The organism is Caecibacter sp. AF58-12pH5A, assembly GCF_027681725.1.
GTDB classification, from domain to species: Bacteria; Bacillota; Negativicutes; order Veillonellales; family Megasphaeraceae; genus Megasphaera; species Megasphaera hominis.
Genome location: NZ_JAQDBC010000002.1, coordinates 19,752 through 37,064, shown reverse-complemented (window position 1 = coordinate 37,064; position 17,313 = coordinate 19,752). Strand labels below are relative to the sequence as shown.

At 48.0% G+C, this 17,313-nt stretch carries 15 protein-coding genes; 2 read left to right on the top strand and 13 right to left on the bottom strand.

What is annotated here, in order from left to right; all coding sequences use genetic code 11:
- Positions 1–2: 2 nt before the first annotated feature.
- The 5 genes from PGX44_RS01440 to PGX44_RS01420 all read right to left on the bottom strand — a co-directional run bounded on the left by PGX44_RS01440 (position 3) and on the right by PGX44_RS01420 (position 4,961).
- Entirely contained in the window at positions 3–833 is an 831-nt protein-coding gene (locus PGX44_RS01440) for a thiamine pyrophosphate-dependent enzyme (protein ID WP_498853962.1), read from the bottom strand.
- Positions 834–1,967 (bottom strand): 2-oxoacid:acceptor oxidoreductase subunit alpha, encoded by a 1,134-nt coding sequence (locus tag PGX44_RS01435; protein ID WP_498853961.1) that lies wholly within the window; start codon positions 1,965–1,967, stop codon positions 834–836.
- Positions 1,967–2,158 carry a 4Fe-4S dicluster domain-containing protein gene (locus PGX44_RS01430; protein WP_186503755.1) on the bottom strand — a complete coding sequence of 64 codons (192 nt, stop codon included), beginning with the start codon at positions 2,156–2,158 and terminating at the stop codon, positions 1,967–1,969. The genes PGX44_RS01435 and PGX44_RS01430 overlap by 1 nt, the downstream gene beginning before the upstream one ends.
- Before the next feature lie 232 nt (positions 2,159–2,390).
- Positions 2,391–3,788 (bottom strand): DASS family sodium-coupled anion symporter, encoded by a 1,398-nt coding sequence (locus PGX44_RS01425; protein ID WP_498853960.1) that lies wholly within the window; start codon positions 3,786–3,788, stop codon positions 2,391–2,393.
- A 39-nt stretch (positions 3,789–3,827) separates the two neighbouring features.
- Positions 3,828–4,961 (bottom strand): amidohydrolase family protein, encoded by a 1,134-nt coding sequence (locus PGX44_RS01420; RefSeq protein ID WP_498853959.1) that lies wholly within the window; start codon positions 4,959–4,961, stop codon positions 3,828–3,830.
- A 358-nt stretch (positions 4,962–5,319) separates the two neighbouring features.
- On the opposite strand from PGX44_RS01420, the gene PGX44_RS01415 reads away from it, so the two are divergent.
- Both PGX44_RS01415 and PGX44_RS01410 read left to right on the top strand, forming a co-directional pair.
- Positions 5,320–5,733, top strand: a complete 414-nt coding sequence (locus PGX44_RS01415) for a MarR family winged helix-turn-helix transcriptional regulator (protein ID WP_498853958.1) — start codon at positions 5,320–5,322, stop codon at positions 5,731–5,733.
- Positions 5,734–5,767: 34 nt separating this feature from the next.
- On the top strand, positions 5,768–6,730 hold the full coding sequence (locus tag PGX44_RS01410) for a LysR family transcriptional regulator (protein ID WP_498853957.1): 963 nt from the start codon (positions 5,768–5,770) through the stop codon (positions 6,728–6,730).
- A 114-nt stretch (positions 6,731–6,844) separates the two neighbouring features.
- On the opposite strand, the gene PGX44_RS01405 is transcribed toward PGX44_RS01410, so the two are convergent.
- The 8 genes from PGX44_RS01405 to PGX44_RS01370 form a co-directional block, all read right to left on the bottom strand.
- Positions 6,845–8,251 carry a YfcC family protein gene (locus PGX44_RS01405; protein WP_498853956.1) on the bottom strand — a complete coding sequence of 469 codons (1,407 nt, stop codon included), beginning with the start codon at positions 8,249–8,251 and terminating at the stop codon, positions 6,845–6,847.
- Between the two features lie 23 nt (positions 8,252–8,274).
- On the bottom strand, positions 8,275–8,439 hold the full coding sequence (locus PGX44_RS01400) for a hypothetical protein (protein ID WP_498853955.1): 165 nt from the start codon (positions 8,437–8,439) through the stop codon (positions 8,275–8,277).
- A gap of 211 nt (positions 8,440–8,650) precedes the next feature.
- Complete coding sequence (locus tag PGX44_RS01395) at positions 8,651–9,922, bottom strand: SLC13 family permease (RefSeq protein ID WP_498853954.1); 1,272 nt, start codon at positions 9,920–9,922, stop codon at positions 8,651–8,653.
- Positions 9,923–9,988: 66 nt separating this feature from the next.
- Positions 9,989–11,182 (bottom strand): CaiB/BaiF CoA transferase family protein, encoded by a 1,194-nt coding sequence (locus PGX44_RS01390; RefSeq protein WP_498853953.1) that lies wholly within the window; start codon positions 11,180–11,182, stop codon positions 9,989–9,991.
- 211 nt (positions 11,183–11,393) lie between these two features.
- Positions 11,394–12,665 (bottom strand): SLC13 family permease, encoded by a 1,272-nt coding sequence (locus tag PGX44_RS01385; RefSeq protein WP_498853952.1) that lies wholly within the window; start codon positions 12,663–12,665, stop codon positions 11,394–11,396.
- A 73-nt stretch (positions 12,666–12,738) separates the two neighbouring features.
- Positions 12,739–13,641, bottom strand: a complete 903-nt coding sequence (locus PGX44_RS01380; RefSeq protein WP_498853951.1) for a hydroxymethylglutaryl-CoA lyase — start codon at positions 13,639–13,641, stop codon at positions 12,739–12,741.
- A gap of 33 nt (positions 13,642–13,674) precedes the next feature.
- The gene (locus PGX44_RS01375; RefSeq protein WP_498853950.1) at positions 13,675–14,871 is read right to left on the bottom strand and encodes a CaiB/BaiF CoA transferase family protein; all 1,197 of its coding nucleotides are present in this window, start codon (positions 14,869–14,871) and stop codon (positions 13,675–13,677) included.
- A 472-nt stretch (positions 14,872–15,343) separates the two neighbouring features.
- Positions 15,344–17,257 (bottom strand): sigma 54-interacting transcriptional regulator, encoded by a 1,914-nt coding sequence (locus PGX44_RS01370; protein ID WP_498853949.1) that lies wholly within the window; start codon positions 17,255–17,257, stop codon positions 15,344–15,346.
- Positions 17,258–17,313 lie beyond the last annotated feature (56 nt).

Below are 17,313 nucleotides of genomic sequence, written 5' to 3'. Positions count from 1 at the left end.
AATTAATGACCACCTTTCGCGCTTTCAATAATAGAATCGTACTGTGCTGTATATTCTTTCCGGTCAACCCGTTTTGCGAAGTTACCGATTACAATCTTGCCTTTCAATTCTTCTTCTGTCATCGTGTCAGCCTTGGCTTTCATGACAGCGTTTTCTTTGAAACCCAGCAGCATATCCGGTGCTGCGCCTTTTTTGTTGAGACGGCCATACAAGGTCGGGCAATCACAAATAGCTTCGACAACGGAGAAACCTTGGTGATTAATGCCTTCAGCAATCTGATTGATCAGCATATTTACGTGATATACAGTCGAACGGGCTACATACGTGGCACCGGCGGCAGCAGCGAGGGAGCAAATATCGAAGGGCGTATCAATGCTGCCATAGACGCTGGTCTTGGTCTTGCTGCCCAACGGCGTCGTCGGCGAGAACTGGCCGCCGGTCATGCCGTAGTTATTGTTGTTGAAGACAACCGTCGTAATATCGATGTTTCTGCGGCACGCGTGAATGAAGTGATTGCCGCCGATGGAGGTGCAGTCGCCATCACCGGTTACGACGATGACTTTCAGCTTCGGATTGAACATCTTGACGCCCGTTGCATACGGTAAGGCACGGCCGTGATTCGTATGCAGTGCGCAGAAGTTCATGTAGCCGTTGGCACGGCTGGAACAGCCGATACCGGATACGATAACGACGTTATCCGGATCAATTTCCGTCTTTTCAATAGCCCGGATCAACGCGTTGATGACGATCCCGTTGCCACAGCCCGGGCACCAGATATGAGGCAGTTTATCTTGCCGTAAAAATGTATCGAACACATGCTGCTTTTCAGACATTTAGATTTCCTCCTTAAGAGCTTTCAGAATCGTTTCTGCTGCAATCATTTTGCCGTTATTCTGTGTGATCTGGACAACCGGCGTTACCCCTGCCGATTCGCGTACTACGTGATACAGCTGGCCTTCGTTCATTTCACATACAAACAGCTTGCGTTTATTCTGGCTCAGTTCGGCCAAGCGCTGTTCCGGGAAAGGCCAAACCGTAATGGGGCGGAACACGCCAACCTTGATGCCTTCCTGACGGGCCTGATCGACAGCATCTTTTACCGATCTGGATAAAAGTCCGATAGATACGATGAGATATTCTGCATCTTCCGTCTTGTATTCTTCATACGATTCAATATCTTTGAGATTGTTTTCTACTTTGCCGACGAGGCGTTTGATCGAGTCCGATGTCAGCTGGGGATTATCCGATACAGGGAAGCCTGTTTCATCATGAATGAGGCCGCTGCAGTACCAGCGATAGCCATCACCGAAGGAAGCCATGGGAGGAATGCCCGTTCCGTCATCGGCGAAGGGTTTGAATTCTTCCGGCGGGCACGTCGGCCGTTTCCGTTCTACGCATTCATATTCCGAGCTGTCGGGAATGCGGATACGTTCACTCATGTGAGCCAGCATGGCGTCGGTCATGATGACGACGGGAACGCGGTAGGTTTCTGCCAGGTTGAAGGCCCGGATGGTTTCTGTGTACACTTCGCCAACCGAAGCCGGTGCGACGGCGATGATCGGATGATCACCGTGAACGCCCCAGCGTACCTGCATGATATCGCCCTGTGCCGGCAGTGTAGCGACGCCCTGGCAGGGGCCCTGGCGCATAGCGTAGGCAACGACGATAGGTACTTCAGCCATGGCTGCGTAGCCTAAATTTTCCTGCATCAGGGAGTACCCCGGGCCGCTCGTAGCCGTCATGGCTTTGGCGCCGGCGCTGGAAGCACCGATGATAGCGGCCATGGAAGCCAGTTCGTCTTCCATCTGCATGTATTTGCCGCCCACTTTCGGCAGCCATTCCGAAGATAATTCTGCAATTTCCGTTGCCGGTGTGATGGGATACCCTGCAAAGAATCTCATTCCTGCTGCAATGGCAGCATGTGTACAGGCTTCATTCCCTGTCATGATTTCATACGTGTTTTCCATTATTCATTCTCCCCCATCCGAATAGCGAAGTCCGGGCATCGTAATTCACAAAGCTTACAGTCGATGCAATCCTCCGGTCTTGCAAATATTGGTTTGCCTTCTTCATCTCTGTCGTACACTTGCTTAGGACACAAGACGGCACAGATGCCACAGGCCTTACATAATTTTTCATTGAATTCAAATTTGCCCATCTTTTCTTTCAACCTCTCTTTTCAGCTCAATGCACTCCGATTTCTCTCATTCCTTATCAGGAAGCCTGCCTGACTCTTACTCCGGTAGTGAACCGAAAGTCATAAGCAGGTTTCCTTCCTTTCATAACCAATGTACTCCTCGGATAAGGTGTTGTAAAATACTTTACTTTTATGCGGAATATTAAGAATTTTTATGATGTCTCATTCTAAATAACGTTATATTTGCTTGAGATCACCATAAACCGATGATTTTCCAGAAGCCCATGCCCACTGTCATATAGACGACTACGTTGAAGGCAGCGATGATGGCACCAATGGTCCACCAGTCCTTTTGTGCTACGTAACCGGTACCAAACATGACCGGGCCGACGGCACCACCGTAATGGGTTGTCAGGCAGCCATAGGCACTCGAAGCGGCCAACAGGAGGAACAACGGTACAGGCGGCACCTGTGCCAGCATGCCTACCGTAAAGAGGACCGGCATGAAAGCGGCTACATACGCGCCCATCGAGGCAAACAAATAGCGGACCAGAACGGAAATGACCAGCAAGGCAAACAGGATGATGACCGGATTGATCCCGTCAAAGCTAACCGTATTGCCAAAGACACCGGCTAACCAATCGAAGAACTTCGCTTTGGCCAAAACACCGCTAAAGCCCATGATGGCACCATACCACATGAAGGTATTCCAGGCGCCCTTATTGGCCAATACATGCTGCCAATCCAGGAGCTTCAGGATAGACGCGCCGGCAAAAAACAGTAAAGCTACGTGCGTGGCTGCAAGCTTAGTGTACGAGCCTGTAGACCAACCGATAATGGCCAGGAGGAAGAGTACGAGCAAGGCTTTTTCTTTGCCCGTCATGGGGCCCAGTTCAGCCAGACCCTGCTGTGCCAATTCCTTGTAATTGGGGATGGATCTGATTTCCGGCGGATAGAGCTTGTACACAATGAACGGAACGGCTACGCAAACCAGCAGGGCCGGTACGGACATATAGACAAACCACTGCATCCAGCCGACGTTAATCTTCAAAATATCCGCAGCAATACCGGCAGTCAGGATATTCGGCGCACAGGCAGTCAGGAAGACAGCCGACGTAGACATACTGATGGCATACCCGGCCAGCGTAATGTACGAGCCGATCTTCCGGCCTGTCGGGCCGGCTTCCGAACCGAGAGCCATAGCAACGTTTTTAAAGATAGGGTAAATGATGCCGCCGGAACGGGCCGTATTAGACGGCGTTGCCGGGCTGAGCAATAAGTCCGTAATCATCTGGCCGTATACCAAGCCCAAGGAAGATTTGCCAAAGAGCTTGATCATCCAGTAGGCGACGCGCTTGCCAAGGCCCGTATCGATGAAGGCCTGGGTAATCAGGAAGGCAGAAAATACAAGCCATACCGTCGAGTTCCCATAGCCGCTCAAAAGGCTGGACATAGGTACGACAAAGGAACCAAAGGCAATGACGACCAGCATGACGACCGATACGCCGGCAGGCTGTAAAATCAAGCCTAAGATAGCCGCACTATACACGGCAAACATGCGCCACGCTTCGGGAGAAAGGCCCGCCGGAACGGGTGACAGGATGATTCCCAAGGGAACCAGAAAAAGGACGATCCATTTTAACCATCGCATGATTCGACACCTCATTTATGTAGTAAGTAGTCAGTTCAATTAAAAGGTAATGTTCCGATACACAGCTTCACCCTTGCAAATCGTCATGAGCGGTTCCAGTACCTGCTGGCCCGTCCGTTTTTCTTTCAGCGTATCGCTGAACACGATCTGTGCCGGAACCAAATCGAAAACGGCTACGTCGGCCTGGGCGCCAATGCTCAGCGTCCCTAACCGTTCCTTGCCGTGCATGAGCTTAGCCGGCGTTGCCGTGCAGGCTGCAATGACATCGTAGAGGGAAAGACCCAAGAGCAGATATTTGGACATAATATAAGGCAGGCTGAAAACAGGATCCTTAAAGAGTGTCTTGCCCGTAATATCCGTCGAAATGATATCCGGCTTAAAGCCATCGGCCAGGGCCTGTTCGGCTACGGCAAAGGACCAATGGTTGCCGCCGTTAGCCGCGTCCATGACGACGCCCCGGGCTTTTGCGTCTTGTACCCCTGGCAGAACCTTGCCGTCTTCACCGATAATCGTGTTGCCTGTACCGTGGAAGCAATGGGCCAGCACGTCACCGGCATCCAGGACTGAGGCGACCTGTCCCATATCTACCGGCGGGTTGGTCACATGGACACACAGGCGCGTTCCCAGCTGCCGGGCTGTTGCCGCGGCCTTTTTAAAGATTTCGAAACCGTTTTCCTTAATAATCGGCTTGCTGATCCGGATCTTTAAGCCCTGAATGGTATCAGGATATGTTGCCAGGTATGCCGCCATTCTGTCCAAATCCCAATAGGCCGGGTCATAGCTTTCATGGTATTTCATCGTCGCCAGGCCGGCCGGACAGAGGTTGAGGTAGCACTGTACGTTCATAAATGAACGTTCTACGACATCAGAAATGAAGGTCTTCATCGTACTCACGCCGGCACTCCCGGCATCTACGACAGCCGTCACGCCCTGAGGGAAATAGTTTCGATCCGTATCAATGCCAATATCCGTACTATCTTTAAACACGTGTGCATGGTAATCAATCAGGCCCGGGAACACATATTTGCCAGTAGCATCGATGACGATTTCCGGGTTAGGGCAATCCTGCGGCGCTACGATGCGTCCATTGTGAATATAGAGATCACCCAATGCGTCGCGCCCGTTTGCCGGGTCGATAATATGCCCGTTTTTGATAAGCATGTCCTTTTTCATATTTTTCTCACAAACTCCTCTCTCTTCTTCCATGACTTTATGACATTCAAACTATGAGCTTATTATAAGCTAGGTTGCTCCCATAAGAAAAATAGTACTTGTTTATGCCCTTCATAAAAAAATACTATTTTCCAGGTCTTTATATTTTCTGCTATTCTTTAAGTATAAAATTCGCCATTCTTATTTTTTTATTAAATACGTCCTTATTCTTTATTTGTTTTAATCCTGCACCAGTCATGGCCCGTACGCGGCCTGGCTCGTTTTTTGAATCGTCCGGCATATACCCCTTTGATTATTAATAATAAAATGTAATATTACTGTTTTGCTGTCACGCCATACCTGCTGAGGAAGTGTTTGTATGAACCCACCGTTCCAAGAATTATCCTACGCCACGCGGCGCATGATCGTCGCCGACAAGGAAGCACTGAAAGAATTCGGCTTCACCTATTCCCAATGGACGTTTATGGTCTACGTCGCCCACAACCAGCCGACGACACTGGTCGCTATTGCCCGCTATTACATGATCAATAACTCAGCCATTACGGCCATCAAAAAAAAATTTCTCGACAAAGGCTATATCGAAGAAGTCACCGGGACAGACCAGCGCGAAAAAAAAGTATCCCTCACGCCGAGCGGCGAAAGGGAGTATTACCGGATAAACCAGAAGATACGGGAAATGGAAAAGAAATTCTTTCACGCCTTGAGCACGGAGGAATTGGCCCAATTACAGGAAATGTTGTACCGGATCAATACAGAAGGCTTTACGCCTTGATGGCGCCTGCTGTCGATCCAGACGGGAGCTGCCTATGTTCGAAAAATACCGTTATTTCATCGCCCTGGCCAAGGAAAAAAATATTACCAAAGCGGCCGAAACCTTATATATTACCCATCAGGCCTTGAGCCATTATTTAACCAATCTGGAACAGGAATGCGGCGTCATGCTATTTTATCGGAAGCCCAAATTCCAATTGACCGAAGAAGGGGAACTCTTTTTAGAAAACATCCGTCAAGTAGAAGCCCTGGAAAGCAGTCTCTGTCAGCACTTTGAAGAAGTGAAGGAAGGCAACTCCGGCGTCATCCGTCTGGGCACGACAGAAGGCCGTTTCCCGATCTTTATGCCCCACCTCATTGGCACGTACAGCCAGCTGTTCCCTCATGTGCAATTAGAGGTAACGAGTGCCAATTCACCAGCCTTGGAAGAAATGCTGTTAAACAATCAGCTCGACCTGATCATCTTAGGGGCGCCCAAAAAGCCGTCCCGTTTCATCCAGAGCCGCTTAATCCTGGAAGAACGGCTATACGTAGTCATCAGTGAGGAAATGCTGCAGCAATATTTTCCCCAAGCCTATCCGGCGTGCATCCAAGAGTTCCGCCACGGTGCCGATTTACGGAAATTCACGCACATCCCCTTTGCCTTCAATATGCCTACGTATAATTCGTCCCAGATTATCGCCCGCTTGCTGCAACAGCAGCAGATCGAACTGCATTGTATCCATACCTCCAGCCATCCGGACCTGCATCACCGCCTGACGACCTTAAACTACGCCGCCAGCTTTTGCCTGACCATGTATCTTCCCAACCTGAAGCTGATCAACCAGCATACGCAAAACAAGCTCTATGCCTTTCCCATCCGCTTTTTGGAAGAGACCAACCAATTACACCTTGCCTACCGGAAAGACCGCGTCTTTCCCTCATACGGCCAGGCCCTGATCAAGCTCATACGGGAACAATGCAAGCCCTATACCGACTACGATCCGGAAACGATATGACACGACAAAGCCCCCGGGAACGGCGCCATACGGCGTCATTCCCGGGGGCTTCGTATATACAAAGGAAGCAGGCTGCGGCTCTCATAGGCCGGCACATTCCTTTGTGTCACGTACTTATTCATAACCGACGACAACGGCGAGCATCATGAACAGGCTGGCAAAGACAAACCAAAGGCCAAACAGTTTGCCCATGAACTTCATCCACGTACCGTAGCCGACGCCACAGGCCGTCAAAAAGGCCATGAGAGACGACGAGTGAGGATAAATATAGTTACTCAGGCCATCGCCATAATTCAGTGCCAAAATAGCCGTTTCCGGCGTCATGCCAATCAATTGGGCTACCGGCAGGAATACAGGCATCGTTACATTAGCCTGGCCACTGCCACTGGTCACGAAGAAATTGATAATCGTATGGGCCCAGAACATCATAGGCGCCTGAATGAGAGGGTGGAAGGAATCCAGTCCCTGGGCAATATAATAAACGACCGTATCGAGAATATGGCCATCCGTCATGGCAATCGCCACCGAGCGGGCAATGCCAATCATAATACAGGCACCCATGATCGTCTTGCAGCCGGCAACAAAGCTATTGCACATTTGGTTTGCGTTCATTTTCCCGGCTATGGCTGCCAAAATCCCTGTGAACAGGAAGCATACGCCCGTTTCTTCGTAGCTCCACTTGTAGTACGAACAGCCAATGATGAGCGCTACGACACCGCCGACTAAGACCAGTAACGCCAGGACATGACGCCGTTCCATGACGGTCAGCGATTCGGGGTCGCCAGGCTGCACCAAATTGGGAATCCCATAGGCCACACTTTGTTCCGGGTGGAGCCGGACGCGTTCGGCATAGCGGCAAATAAACCACGTCGTCAGCAGCCACAAGCCAACAAAGCCGACCCAGCGAAAGCCCATGCCATGGTACAAAGGCAGGCCGGCCATTTCATTGGCAATCGCCGTCGTGCTGATATTCAGCATGCCGCACGTAGAGCCAAAGGAAGACGCCGTAATAATGACTGCCGCTGCCGTAACGGCATCATAGCCCATCATCAGGCAAAGCATCAATACGACCGTGCTGAAAGGGATAAAATAGTTCATCTGAATGGGCACACTCATAGCCCCAAAGGCCAGCATCATGACGATAATCGTCATGCGCGGCGTCTTACTGTACTTGGTTGCCAAAATACGCATTAAGGCGTGAATAGACTGGGTATCAATAATCATCTGCACGCCGCCGGCAATAAAGAACATCGTAAAAATCAGTTTTGCCTGTTTGACAAAGCCCTCATAAATCATATTTAACATATAGACCGGACTGACCGGCGTATTGGCAATAAAGTGGAACCCGTTGGGGTCTACGACCTGTTTGCCTACTTCGTTCGTCATTTTGGAATATTCGCCGGCCGGAATGACATACGTAAAGACACAGGCGAGCAACAACATAGCAATGACGACGAGATATTCGTGAATATGAGGAAAAGACCTTTTCTTCTTTTCCAATGTAGGTGTTTCTTGAGCCATTTTTTCGACCTCCCTGCCATCTGTTAAATACTCTTCTTCTGCTTCAGACCGGCCAGTTCCGCATCAGAATGGCCCGGCAGTTCACCATATACCTCTTCATCAGCAGCGCCCGGCCCGGCTGTCCCCGCTGTAACAATACGTGCCACGCTGCCTAAAATCAGAAAACACTGTACTACTTGCTTCCTCATTTCCTTACACCTCTCTCTTTCTCTCAAAGACTCCGTAAGATTACTAACAGTAAACTCTTTTATCTAAATTAATTATAATGATAGGTAAGCAAAATAAAAAGCAAGCATTTTTTAAGTGTTGTAAATTAAATTTGCAGAATAGACGCACAAAAAAAGAAGCAGCCGCACTAGGCAAACTGCTTCTTTTTTTGTGCTTCTATGGAATTGTATCTCACGGGTGGAAGGTGAGATTTGTAATGGCATCAAAGGTTAAGCCCGATACGATGGCGACTACGAGCAGTGCCCCTGCCGCCAAAAACAGCAACTGGACGAATAGTTTCATCTGCTTTGCCGACGTAAAGTTTTCTACATTAGAGCCAATGGTCGCCAGGATCAAGGCACCGCCTGTAGACATAGGCGACATACCGGCCATAGAGCCGCCAGAACCAACGGCTGCCATCAAGGCAACCGGGCTGACGCCACCCACCTGATTGGCAATATCGACACACATGGGCATCATCGTCGGATAAACTACGCCAAGGGCCGAGCTTACCAGGCTGAGGAGGCCTGCAGAAATCCCCATCAGCGGCGTGGCCGTCGAGCTGGTCATAATGGAGGAAATAGACGCACTCATGAGCTTGATGCCGCCAACCTTGTCGACGACGCCGAGCAGGGCACCGACACCTAAAACCATGAGAATCGTCCCCCAAGGCAGATGCTTCAGGCATTCGCTATCCTTGGCTACGCCACAGAGAACCAAGATGGCAGCCGACGCAAAAGCAGCCAGACCGATATTGATCTTTAAAACGATCATAAACGCCAGCATCATAATAATACCGCTCAAGGAAAGGAGCTGCTTCTTTGTAAATGCCGGCAAGTCCGTTTCCCGTTCATGCAAGGGCGTCTTCAATTTGTAGCCTTTATAGGCAATGAAAACAATAATACTATATACCAGCGTAGTCAGCGTTTGACAAAGCAAAATAGTCACCATGACGTTACTAATACCGGCCTTCGCAGCCGCATCGGTAATGATGGCCGCTTCCGGCGTTAGCACCGTCATGCGGCCGGCCAATAGGCCCAAGTTGCCAATGATTGCCAGCATTAACGGATTATAGCCCACCTGAATGGCTGTCGTTACAGCCAGGGCCGGAATAATAGCCAAGGCCGGAATCGCCCCAGGGCCAACGCCGGCTACGATAAAGCCGGCAATGTACATGGCAATGGGCAGCAGCCACACGCGGTTGCCTGTAGCAGCCACAATTTTTCTTGCCAGTAAATCCAATGCACCTGTATCTTTAATGACAGCAAAAAGCAAGGTAATCCCAACTAACGTACAAAACATAGAACTGCTGATGCCGCTAATCAGTGTCTTATCTGTCATGTCGAAAATACGGACACTAATCACACCTACGGCCAAGGCTACGATGCCAACATTCACGTGCCTTGCAAAGGCTATGATGATGGCAGCAATGAAAAGCATAAGCGCCAATACGTCCATTTCCATAATAGGGTCTCCTTGTAAGGACGATGTCCTAACTCCACGAAGAAGAAGGTGTTCGTCCACTGCCTGTTAAATAATCTTCTTCTGCTTCAGATCAGCCAGTTCCGCTTCAGAAAGGCCCAGCAGTTCACCATATATCTCTTCATTAGCGGCACCCAGCTTCTGTCCGGCCCATTTGATTTCCCCAGGCGTTTCCGAAAAGACAGGCACGATACCCGGCATTTTGACAGAGCCGAATTCCTCGCAGGGCACATCGACAATGTCATGACGCGCCTGGTATTGGGGATCTTCAAAACAGTCCTTGATATTGTAAATTGTAGAAATGGGCACACCGGCAGCATCGCATTTTTTCTTTAATTCCGCAAAGGTATGCTGTTTTACCCATTCGCTGACAGCCGTCATGATGGGCTTGGGATCCTTGATCCGGTCGCCGGCTACTGCGTATTTGGGCAGCCATTCGTCCCGTTTTCCCATGGCATCACACAAGTGCTCAAAGACCGGATTCGTACTGCACACGATGATGACATACTTGTCGTCGGCCGTTTCAAAGGTACCGATAGGGCACGAAGCGCCACTAGGCATGGGGCTTCTTTCCCTGATTGTCCCCATTAAATCATACTGGGCGATCATAGCCTCTTCCATACGGAAAATACCTTCATACAAGCTGACATCGATTTCCTGGGCCTTCCCCTTCAAGGCATCCCGGTGGTAGAGAGCAACCATAGTGCCCATGGCCGCATACAGGCCGGCCACATAATCGGCTAAGGCAAAGGGCGGGCTCACAGGCGGCCGGTCAGGATAGCCCTGCATATACGTCATACCGGAAAACGCCTGCAAGGGCGTACCCAATCCGGCCAGCTTGCGATACGGCCCGGTCTGGCCATAGCCCGTGACATGGGGCACGATAATATCCGGATTGACCTGGCGCATGACATCGACGCCAATACCCCATTTATCCAGCGTACCGGTCTTGAAATTTTCAATAACGACATCGCTCTTTTCCACCAGCTTGAGGAACAGCTTCTTTCCCTCTTCATAGTGAAAATCTAAGGTAACACTCTTTTTGTTGCGCCCCATAGAAGGCCAGCGAATACTCTTGCCATCCTTCAACGGACCCATAGCCCGGAAGGCATCACCCCGTCCGGTCATTTCCACCTTAATCACTTCAGCACCCAAATCTGCCAGCAGCCCAGCTGCCCACGGTGCGGCAATAACCGTCGCTATGTCCAAAATCCGGACACCCTCTAATGCTTGCTTTCCCATTTCATTACACCTCTCTCATTCTTTCGAAGTCCCTGTAAGATTACGAACAGTAAACTCTTTTATCTAAATTAATTATAATGATAGGTGAGCAAAATAAAAAGCAAGCATTTTTTAAGTGTTGTAAATTAAATTTGCAGAAAAAAGCAACAAAAAAGAAGCCGGTCGCACTAGGCAATCAGCTTCTTTTTTGTTGTTATATTGAGCTTTCATCTTACGGGTGGAAGGTAAGATCTGTAATGGCATCGAAGGTTAAGCCGGAAACAACGGCGATTACAAATAATGCACCTGCAGCCAAGATCAACAATTGAATAAATACTTTTGTCTGTTTTGTAGAGTTGAAGTTTTCAATATTGGTACCCATAGCTGCCAGGATTAAAGCGCCGCCTGTGGACATTGGCGAAAGGCCAGCCATAGAGCCACCGGAACCAACAGCTGCCATCAGGGCAACCGGGCTGACACCGCCAACCTGGTTTGCAATATCGGCACACATTGGCATCATCGTCGGATAAACAACGCCAAGAGCCGAGCTTACCAGGCTGAGGAGGCCTGCAGAAATGCCCATCAGCGGCGTTGCCGTCGAGCTGGTCATTATGGAGGAAATGGCAGAACTCATGAGCTTAATGCCACCAACTTTATCGACAACACCGAGCAAGGCACCAACACCTAAAACCATGAGGATTGTGCCCCAAGGCAGATGTTTCAAGCATTCACCATCTTTGGCTACGCCACAGAGAACCAGAATAGCTGCAGAAGCAAAAGCAGCCAGACCGATATTGATCTTTAAAGCGATCATGAATACCAGCATCATGATAATACCGCTCAAGGAAAACAGCTGATTCTTTGTAAAAGCCGGCAAATCCGCTTCCCGTTCATGTAACGGGGCCTTCAATTTATAGCCTTTATAGGCTACAAAGACGATGACACCGTACACGAGCGTAATAAGTGTTTGGCAAATCAAGACAGTCATCATGACGCCGCTAAAGCCTGCTTTAGAAGCTGCGTCCGTAATAATGGCTGCTTCAGGCGTGAGAATTGTCATACGGCCAGCCATCAGTCCTAATTCACCGATGATGGCCAACATTAACGGATTATAGCCTACCTGAATAGCTGTCGTTACAGCCAAGGCCGGAATAATAGCCAGGGCCGGAATAGCGCCAGGGCCAACGCCGGCTACAACAAAGCCGGCAATATACATAGCAATTGGCAGTAACCATACACGGTTACCTGTAGCAGCGACGATTTTTTTCGCTAACAGGTCCAGTGCACCTGTATCCTTAATAACAGCAAACAGTAAGGTAATACCAACTAGGGTACAAAACATAGAACTACTAATGCCACCAATAAGAGTCTTATCGGTCATACCAAAAAGACGAACACAGATAACACCTACAGCCAATGCGACGATACCAACATTTACATGCCGTACAAAGGCTATAATGATGGCTGCGATAAAGAGCAGAAGAGCCAACACATCCATTCCCATAATACGTTCCTCCTTTAATGATTTTTCGTTAGATCAGCGGGGGAGACAAGCAAGCTTGCATTCACACATTGGCTCATTTACCGCAGGGTTCTCCAATATGAATCTGGTGGCTGCTAAAATTCCCATCAATAATCGTCGTTTCATACTTTGCTGCTTTGAGCATCTTGTCAAAATCAATGCCCGTTTCCATGCCCATAGCCTGGAACATGTAAATGAGGTCTTCAGAGGCTACGTTGCCCGAGGCACCCGGTGCAAAGGGGCAGCCGCCTAAACCACCTAAGGCAGCCTGTACGTTCGGTACGCCGGCTTCGATAGAGGCCAGCGTGCAGGCAACGCCCATATCGCGTGTATCATGGAAATGAACTTCCAAATATTCGTCCGGGAATACGCGTTTTACAATAGCAATGGTGTCACGAACCATCTTAGGATCGGCCTGGCCGATCGTATCAGCGAGGCAGAATTTATGAATACCTGCTTTTACGCCACGACGCATAACGCGCAGTACATTTTCTACCGGGGTAATGCCTTCAAAGGGGCACGTAAAGGAAGTAGCCATAGATAAGATGATATCTACATCAGGCAAGGTCTGGCGGATTTCTTCCAAGCCTTGGAGCGATTCTTCTACAGTCCGGTTAATGTTGGCTTTGTTGTGGGATTCGCTTACGGAAATAACCGTATCGATCTTTTTCAGGCCTGCTTTTACGGCTGCTTTGGCGCCATAGAGATTCGGTACGAGGGCAAAGAAATCAATGCCTTTATCACCATGTTTTTCCAGTGTCCGGGAAACGACTTCCTGAATATCTTTCATCTGCGGAATCGCCTTCGGATGGACGAAGGAACCAATTTCCATGGATTTTACACCGGCATCGACGAGCATATCGATAACCTTAAGCTTTTCTTCTGTAGGAATAAATTCTTTTACATTCTGAAACCCATCGCGCGGGCCAACTTCTACGAAATTTATTTTCTGTGCCATAACAACGGCCTCCTTATCGCAAGTATCACGTAATTAAATAACCTTTTCTTCCTGTAATTTCTTCAAAGCGGCTTCATCCAAGCCAAGCAGGTCACCATAGACAGCTGCATTATCCTGGCCCAATTCCGGTGCAGGAACGGAAATATCCAGTTTTGTATCCATCAATTTGATCGGATTGCCATTTACCTTCATATCGCCAATTACAGGGTGATGTAACGGTACAAACATTTCACGGGCACCGGCAATATGAGGATCCGTTGTAACATGGGGCAAATCGTTAATCGGAGCGGCCGGTACGCCAGCTGCCAAGATCATGTCTACAGCTTCTTTAATCGTGTACTGAGAGCTCCAAGCTTCGACGATCGGTTTCAAGGCCGCATGGTTTTCGCAACGTTTCAGGTTTGTTTCAAAACGCGGATCCGTTAACAGTTCTGGCTGTTTGAATACTTTATTGCAAAGCAGGGTAAATAGCTTATCGTTGCCGCAGCCAATAACGAACAGTCCATCTTTCGCTTTGAAGGAATCGTACGGATAGGCAGAAGCATAGCGGTTGCCCATCAATTCAGGCTGTTTGCCCGAAGCGAAGAAACGCTGAATGCCAATTTCCAAGCTGGATACGACGGAATCTACGAGAGCTACATCGACACGCTGGCCTTTACCGGTAAGTTCCCGTGCATGCAGTGCCATAAGGATACCAATGGTCAGGTTCATGCCGCCAAGGACATCGCCCATAGCATTCCCTACACGTAAGGGATGACCGCCCGGTTCACCGGTAATACTCATCAGACCGCCAGTTGCCTGAGCGATAATATCATAACCAGGGCGCTTAGAATCCGGGCCATAGCAGCCAAATCCCGATACAGCACCGTAGATGATTCTCGGATTTACTTCTTTCAATACGTCGTAACCAACGCCCATTTTATCCATAACACCGGGACGGTAATTTTCGACGACTACATCGGCTTTCTTAACCATCTGCTTGAACATTTCCTTGCCTTCATCACTCTTTAAGTTCAAGGTAACGCCTTTTTTACCACGGTTTACGTTGGCATAATACATGCTGGCACCATTTTTCAATGGGCCGAAAGCACGTGTATCATCACCGCGGCCAGGGATTTCAATTTTAATAACCTTGGCACCATAGTCGGCCAGCATCATCGTGCAATACGGACCTGCCAGTACACGAGTCAAATCGAGAACTACGATATCCTGTAAAGCTTTTGTTGCCATAAAAGAACACTCTCCTCTTCTAAAAAAATACATACAGTAAGCATACGTTTAGACCACACGTTACAATGGGAAGTGCATCGTTCTTCCCTACGCTTGCATTATACAAGATACCGCTTATGTATATCAAATTGCATGTTTATTTGTAATTGTATGATTGTGCACTTTTATGTTTATGTGTGTTTTATATTTTATTTGTTATTTTATCCAAATCGGAGTTATATTTTCCCTTAATCGACTGTATTTTAAAAAAATATGTTTAATATTACATATTTCTGTCCAAACTGATCAATACAGTTCGTGTACACTTTTCAGTTTTCAAAAATTTAATTAAAACAATAGACAAGTAAGTCATTAGAAATGGCTCATTTTCAGATTATGCATAGCAAACCGACTAGTATATCTGCCTGTTTTTAAAAAAAGAAAGAGCAACCGAATCATCCGATTGCTCTTTCTTTATACAGATCAATGACAATTAATTGTTCATATTATTTATTTTAATGTCATACTCTTTCATTTTATTATATAAAGTACTGCGACTGCAATTTAACATTCGTGCAGCTTTTGAAATATTAAATTGGCATGAGCTCAATGCTTCTATGACGGCAGCCTTATTCCATTTATCGAAAGTAACTTTTTCATTTACTAGCTGTGATGAAGAATCAATAGGCAACGCCGGTATAATTTCTTCCACAGCCATGCCATTTTTCAGCAACACACAGACACGTTCTACTACATTAGATACTTCATGCGCATTCCCTTTCCAGGTATACCCTTGCAAGTATTTTTCTATGGTCTGAACCTCCTTTGCGTACTGACGATAATTAGACCCCAAAAAGAAATGGAAACGATTTTCGCAAAGCATACGCCAATCATCGCCTCTATCGCGCAATGGTGGAATTTTTAAAGTCAAAACGCTCAGCTCATACATTAGCTCTCCCAAAAATTCCCCTTCGCGCACGCGTTCATTCAAATCATACCGTGTCGCCGCGATAATGCGCACATCAATAGGAATGACGTGATCGCTGCCTAAGCGGCGTACTTCTTGAGACTCCATTACCCGTACGAGCAGGCTTTGAATCATCTTCGGTGCTGAAGCCACCTTATCCAGAAACAGCGTGCCTCCATGAGCTTTTTCAAAGGCACTCTCCTGATAGCCTTTATTGCCAAAAGGGGATGCACCGTCCTCATAGCCTACCAATTCTGCCTGCAAGGCTCTGGCAGAGTAATTATCACAATCGACCGTGACGAAGGGTCCTTTACTCCGCTTGCTCGCATGATGAATGGAATGGGCAAACATTTCCTTCCCTGAACCCAATTCTCCTTGAAGAAGAATGGATGAGTTTGTCTTAGCATAGCTTTTAGCCATGCGTATGGTACGCTGAAATGCCCTCGATTCGCCTATCATATCCGTAAAGCGATACCGTGAGGCAAGACCTTTACGGTGTAAACGGCTGCGGATCTTCTGCTCGCTCGTATGGACCGATTCAATGTCCCGAAAGGTAGCAACTACGCCTTCGACTTTATCATCAATAATAATCGGCACGCGATTCGTATTGATAATCGTGTTGCCGACTTTCATGAGCTCGTCAATTTCCTTTTCGCCCGACCGCAGGACTGCCGGAAGCTTTGTTTCCGGTAATATTTCTTCAATCTTCTTTCCTTCGTAGGGCTTATTCTTCAAGGGCAGCATTTCATCAGCCTGACGGTTTACGACCTCTACGTAGCCTTGCCGGTCAATAGCAATGATGCCATCGTGTGTGTAGTTAAAGATTGTTTCATAGCGTTCGAGACGCAATTTTAGTGCCCGTCTGCGACGTTCTCCATCGGTGATCGATTTTAATAATTGTTTTGCAGCGCTTAAGGCCAGTTCTATATCTTCTCTATTATTTTCTAAGGTAACGTATTTCAAATTATGCTTTTCTGCATATATTTTTGTCAGCACACCGCCAATGCCATATACACAGCCGTCGCGCAGAGCCGCCTTAACGGCCTCTTCCGCACTTTCTTCATCAGAAAAGCGATAATAATGGGCATCTACATTCATTAAATAACAAAGTGACCGAACATTTTCCTGAATTTCCGGTACAGAAAAGAAAGCTATTGGCTCTTGAATGCCCCGAATTTTTTCAAAGGCATTGATATAGCAGCCACTAGTCAGTTTTGTCGCAATAATAGGAACATTAGTGAAGTACTGCCTAAGCAAATAAACGCTGCCGCCTCGGCTAATGACTACTTTCGTACCATTGCGTAACCCTTCTTCTACATATTTCTTTGCCGCTTCCAAATAGGACACTTTAATGCTGACATCCATATTCCGTTCTAAAACAATTTCTTGTGCCCGTTCTGCCAGTTGCTCAGATGGGGCTATAAATAAAATTGCCGCCATGATACTCACCTCATATAGATACTCGTTTTCCTCATTATATCACTTGGTCAGGAGAC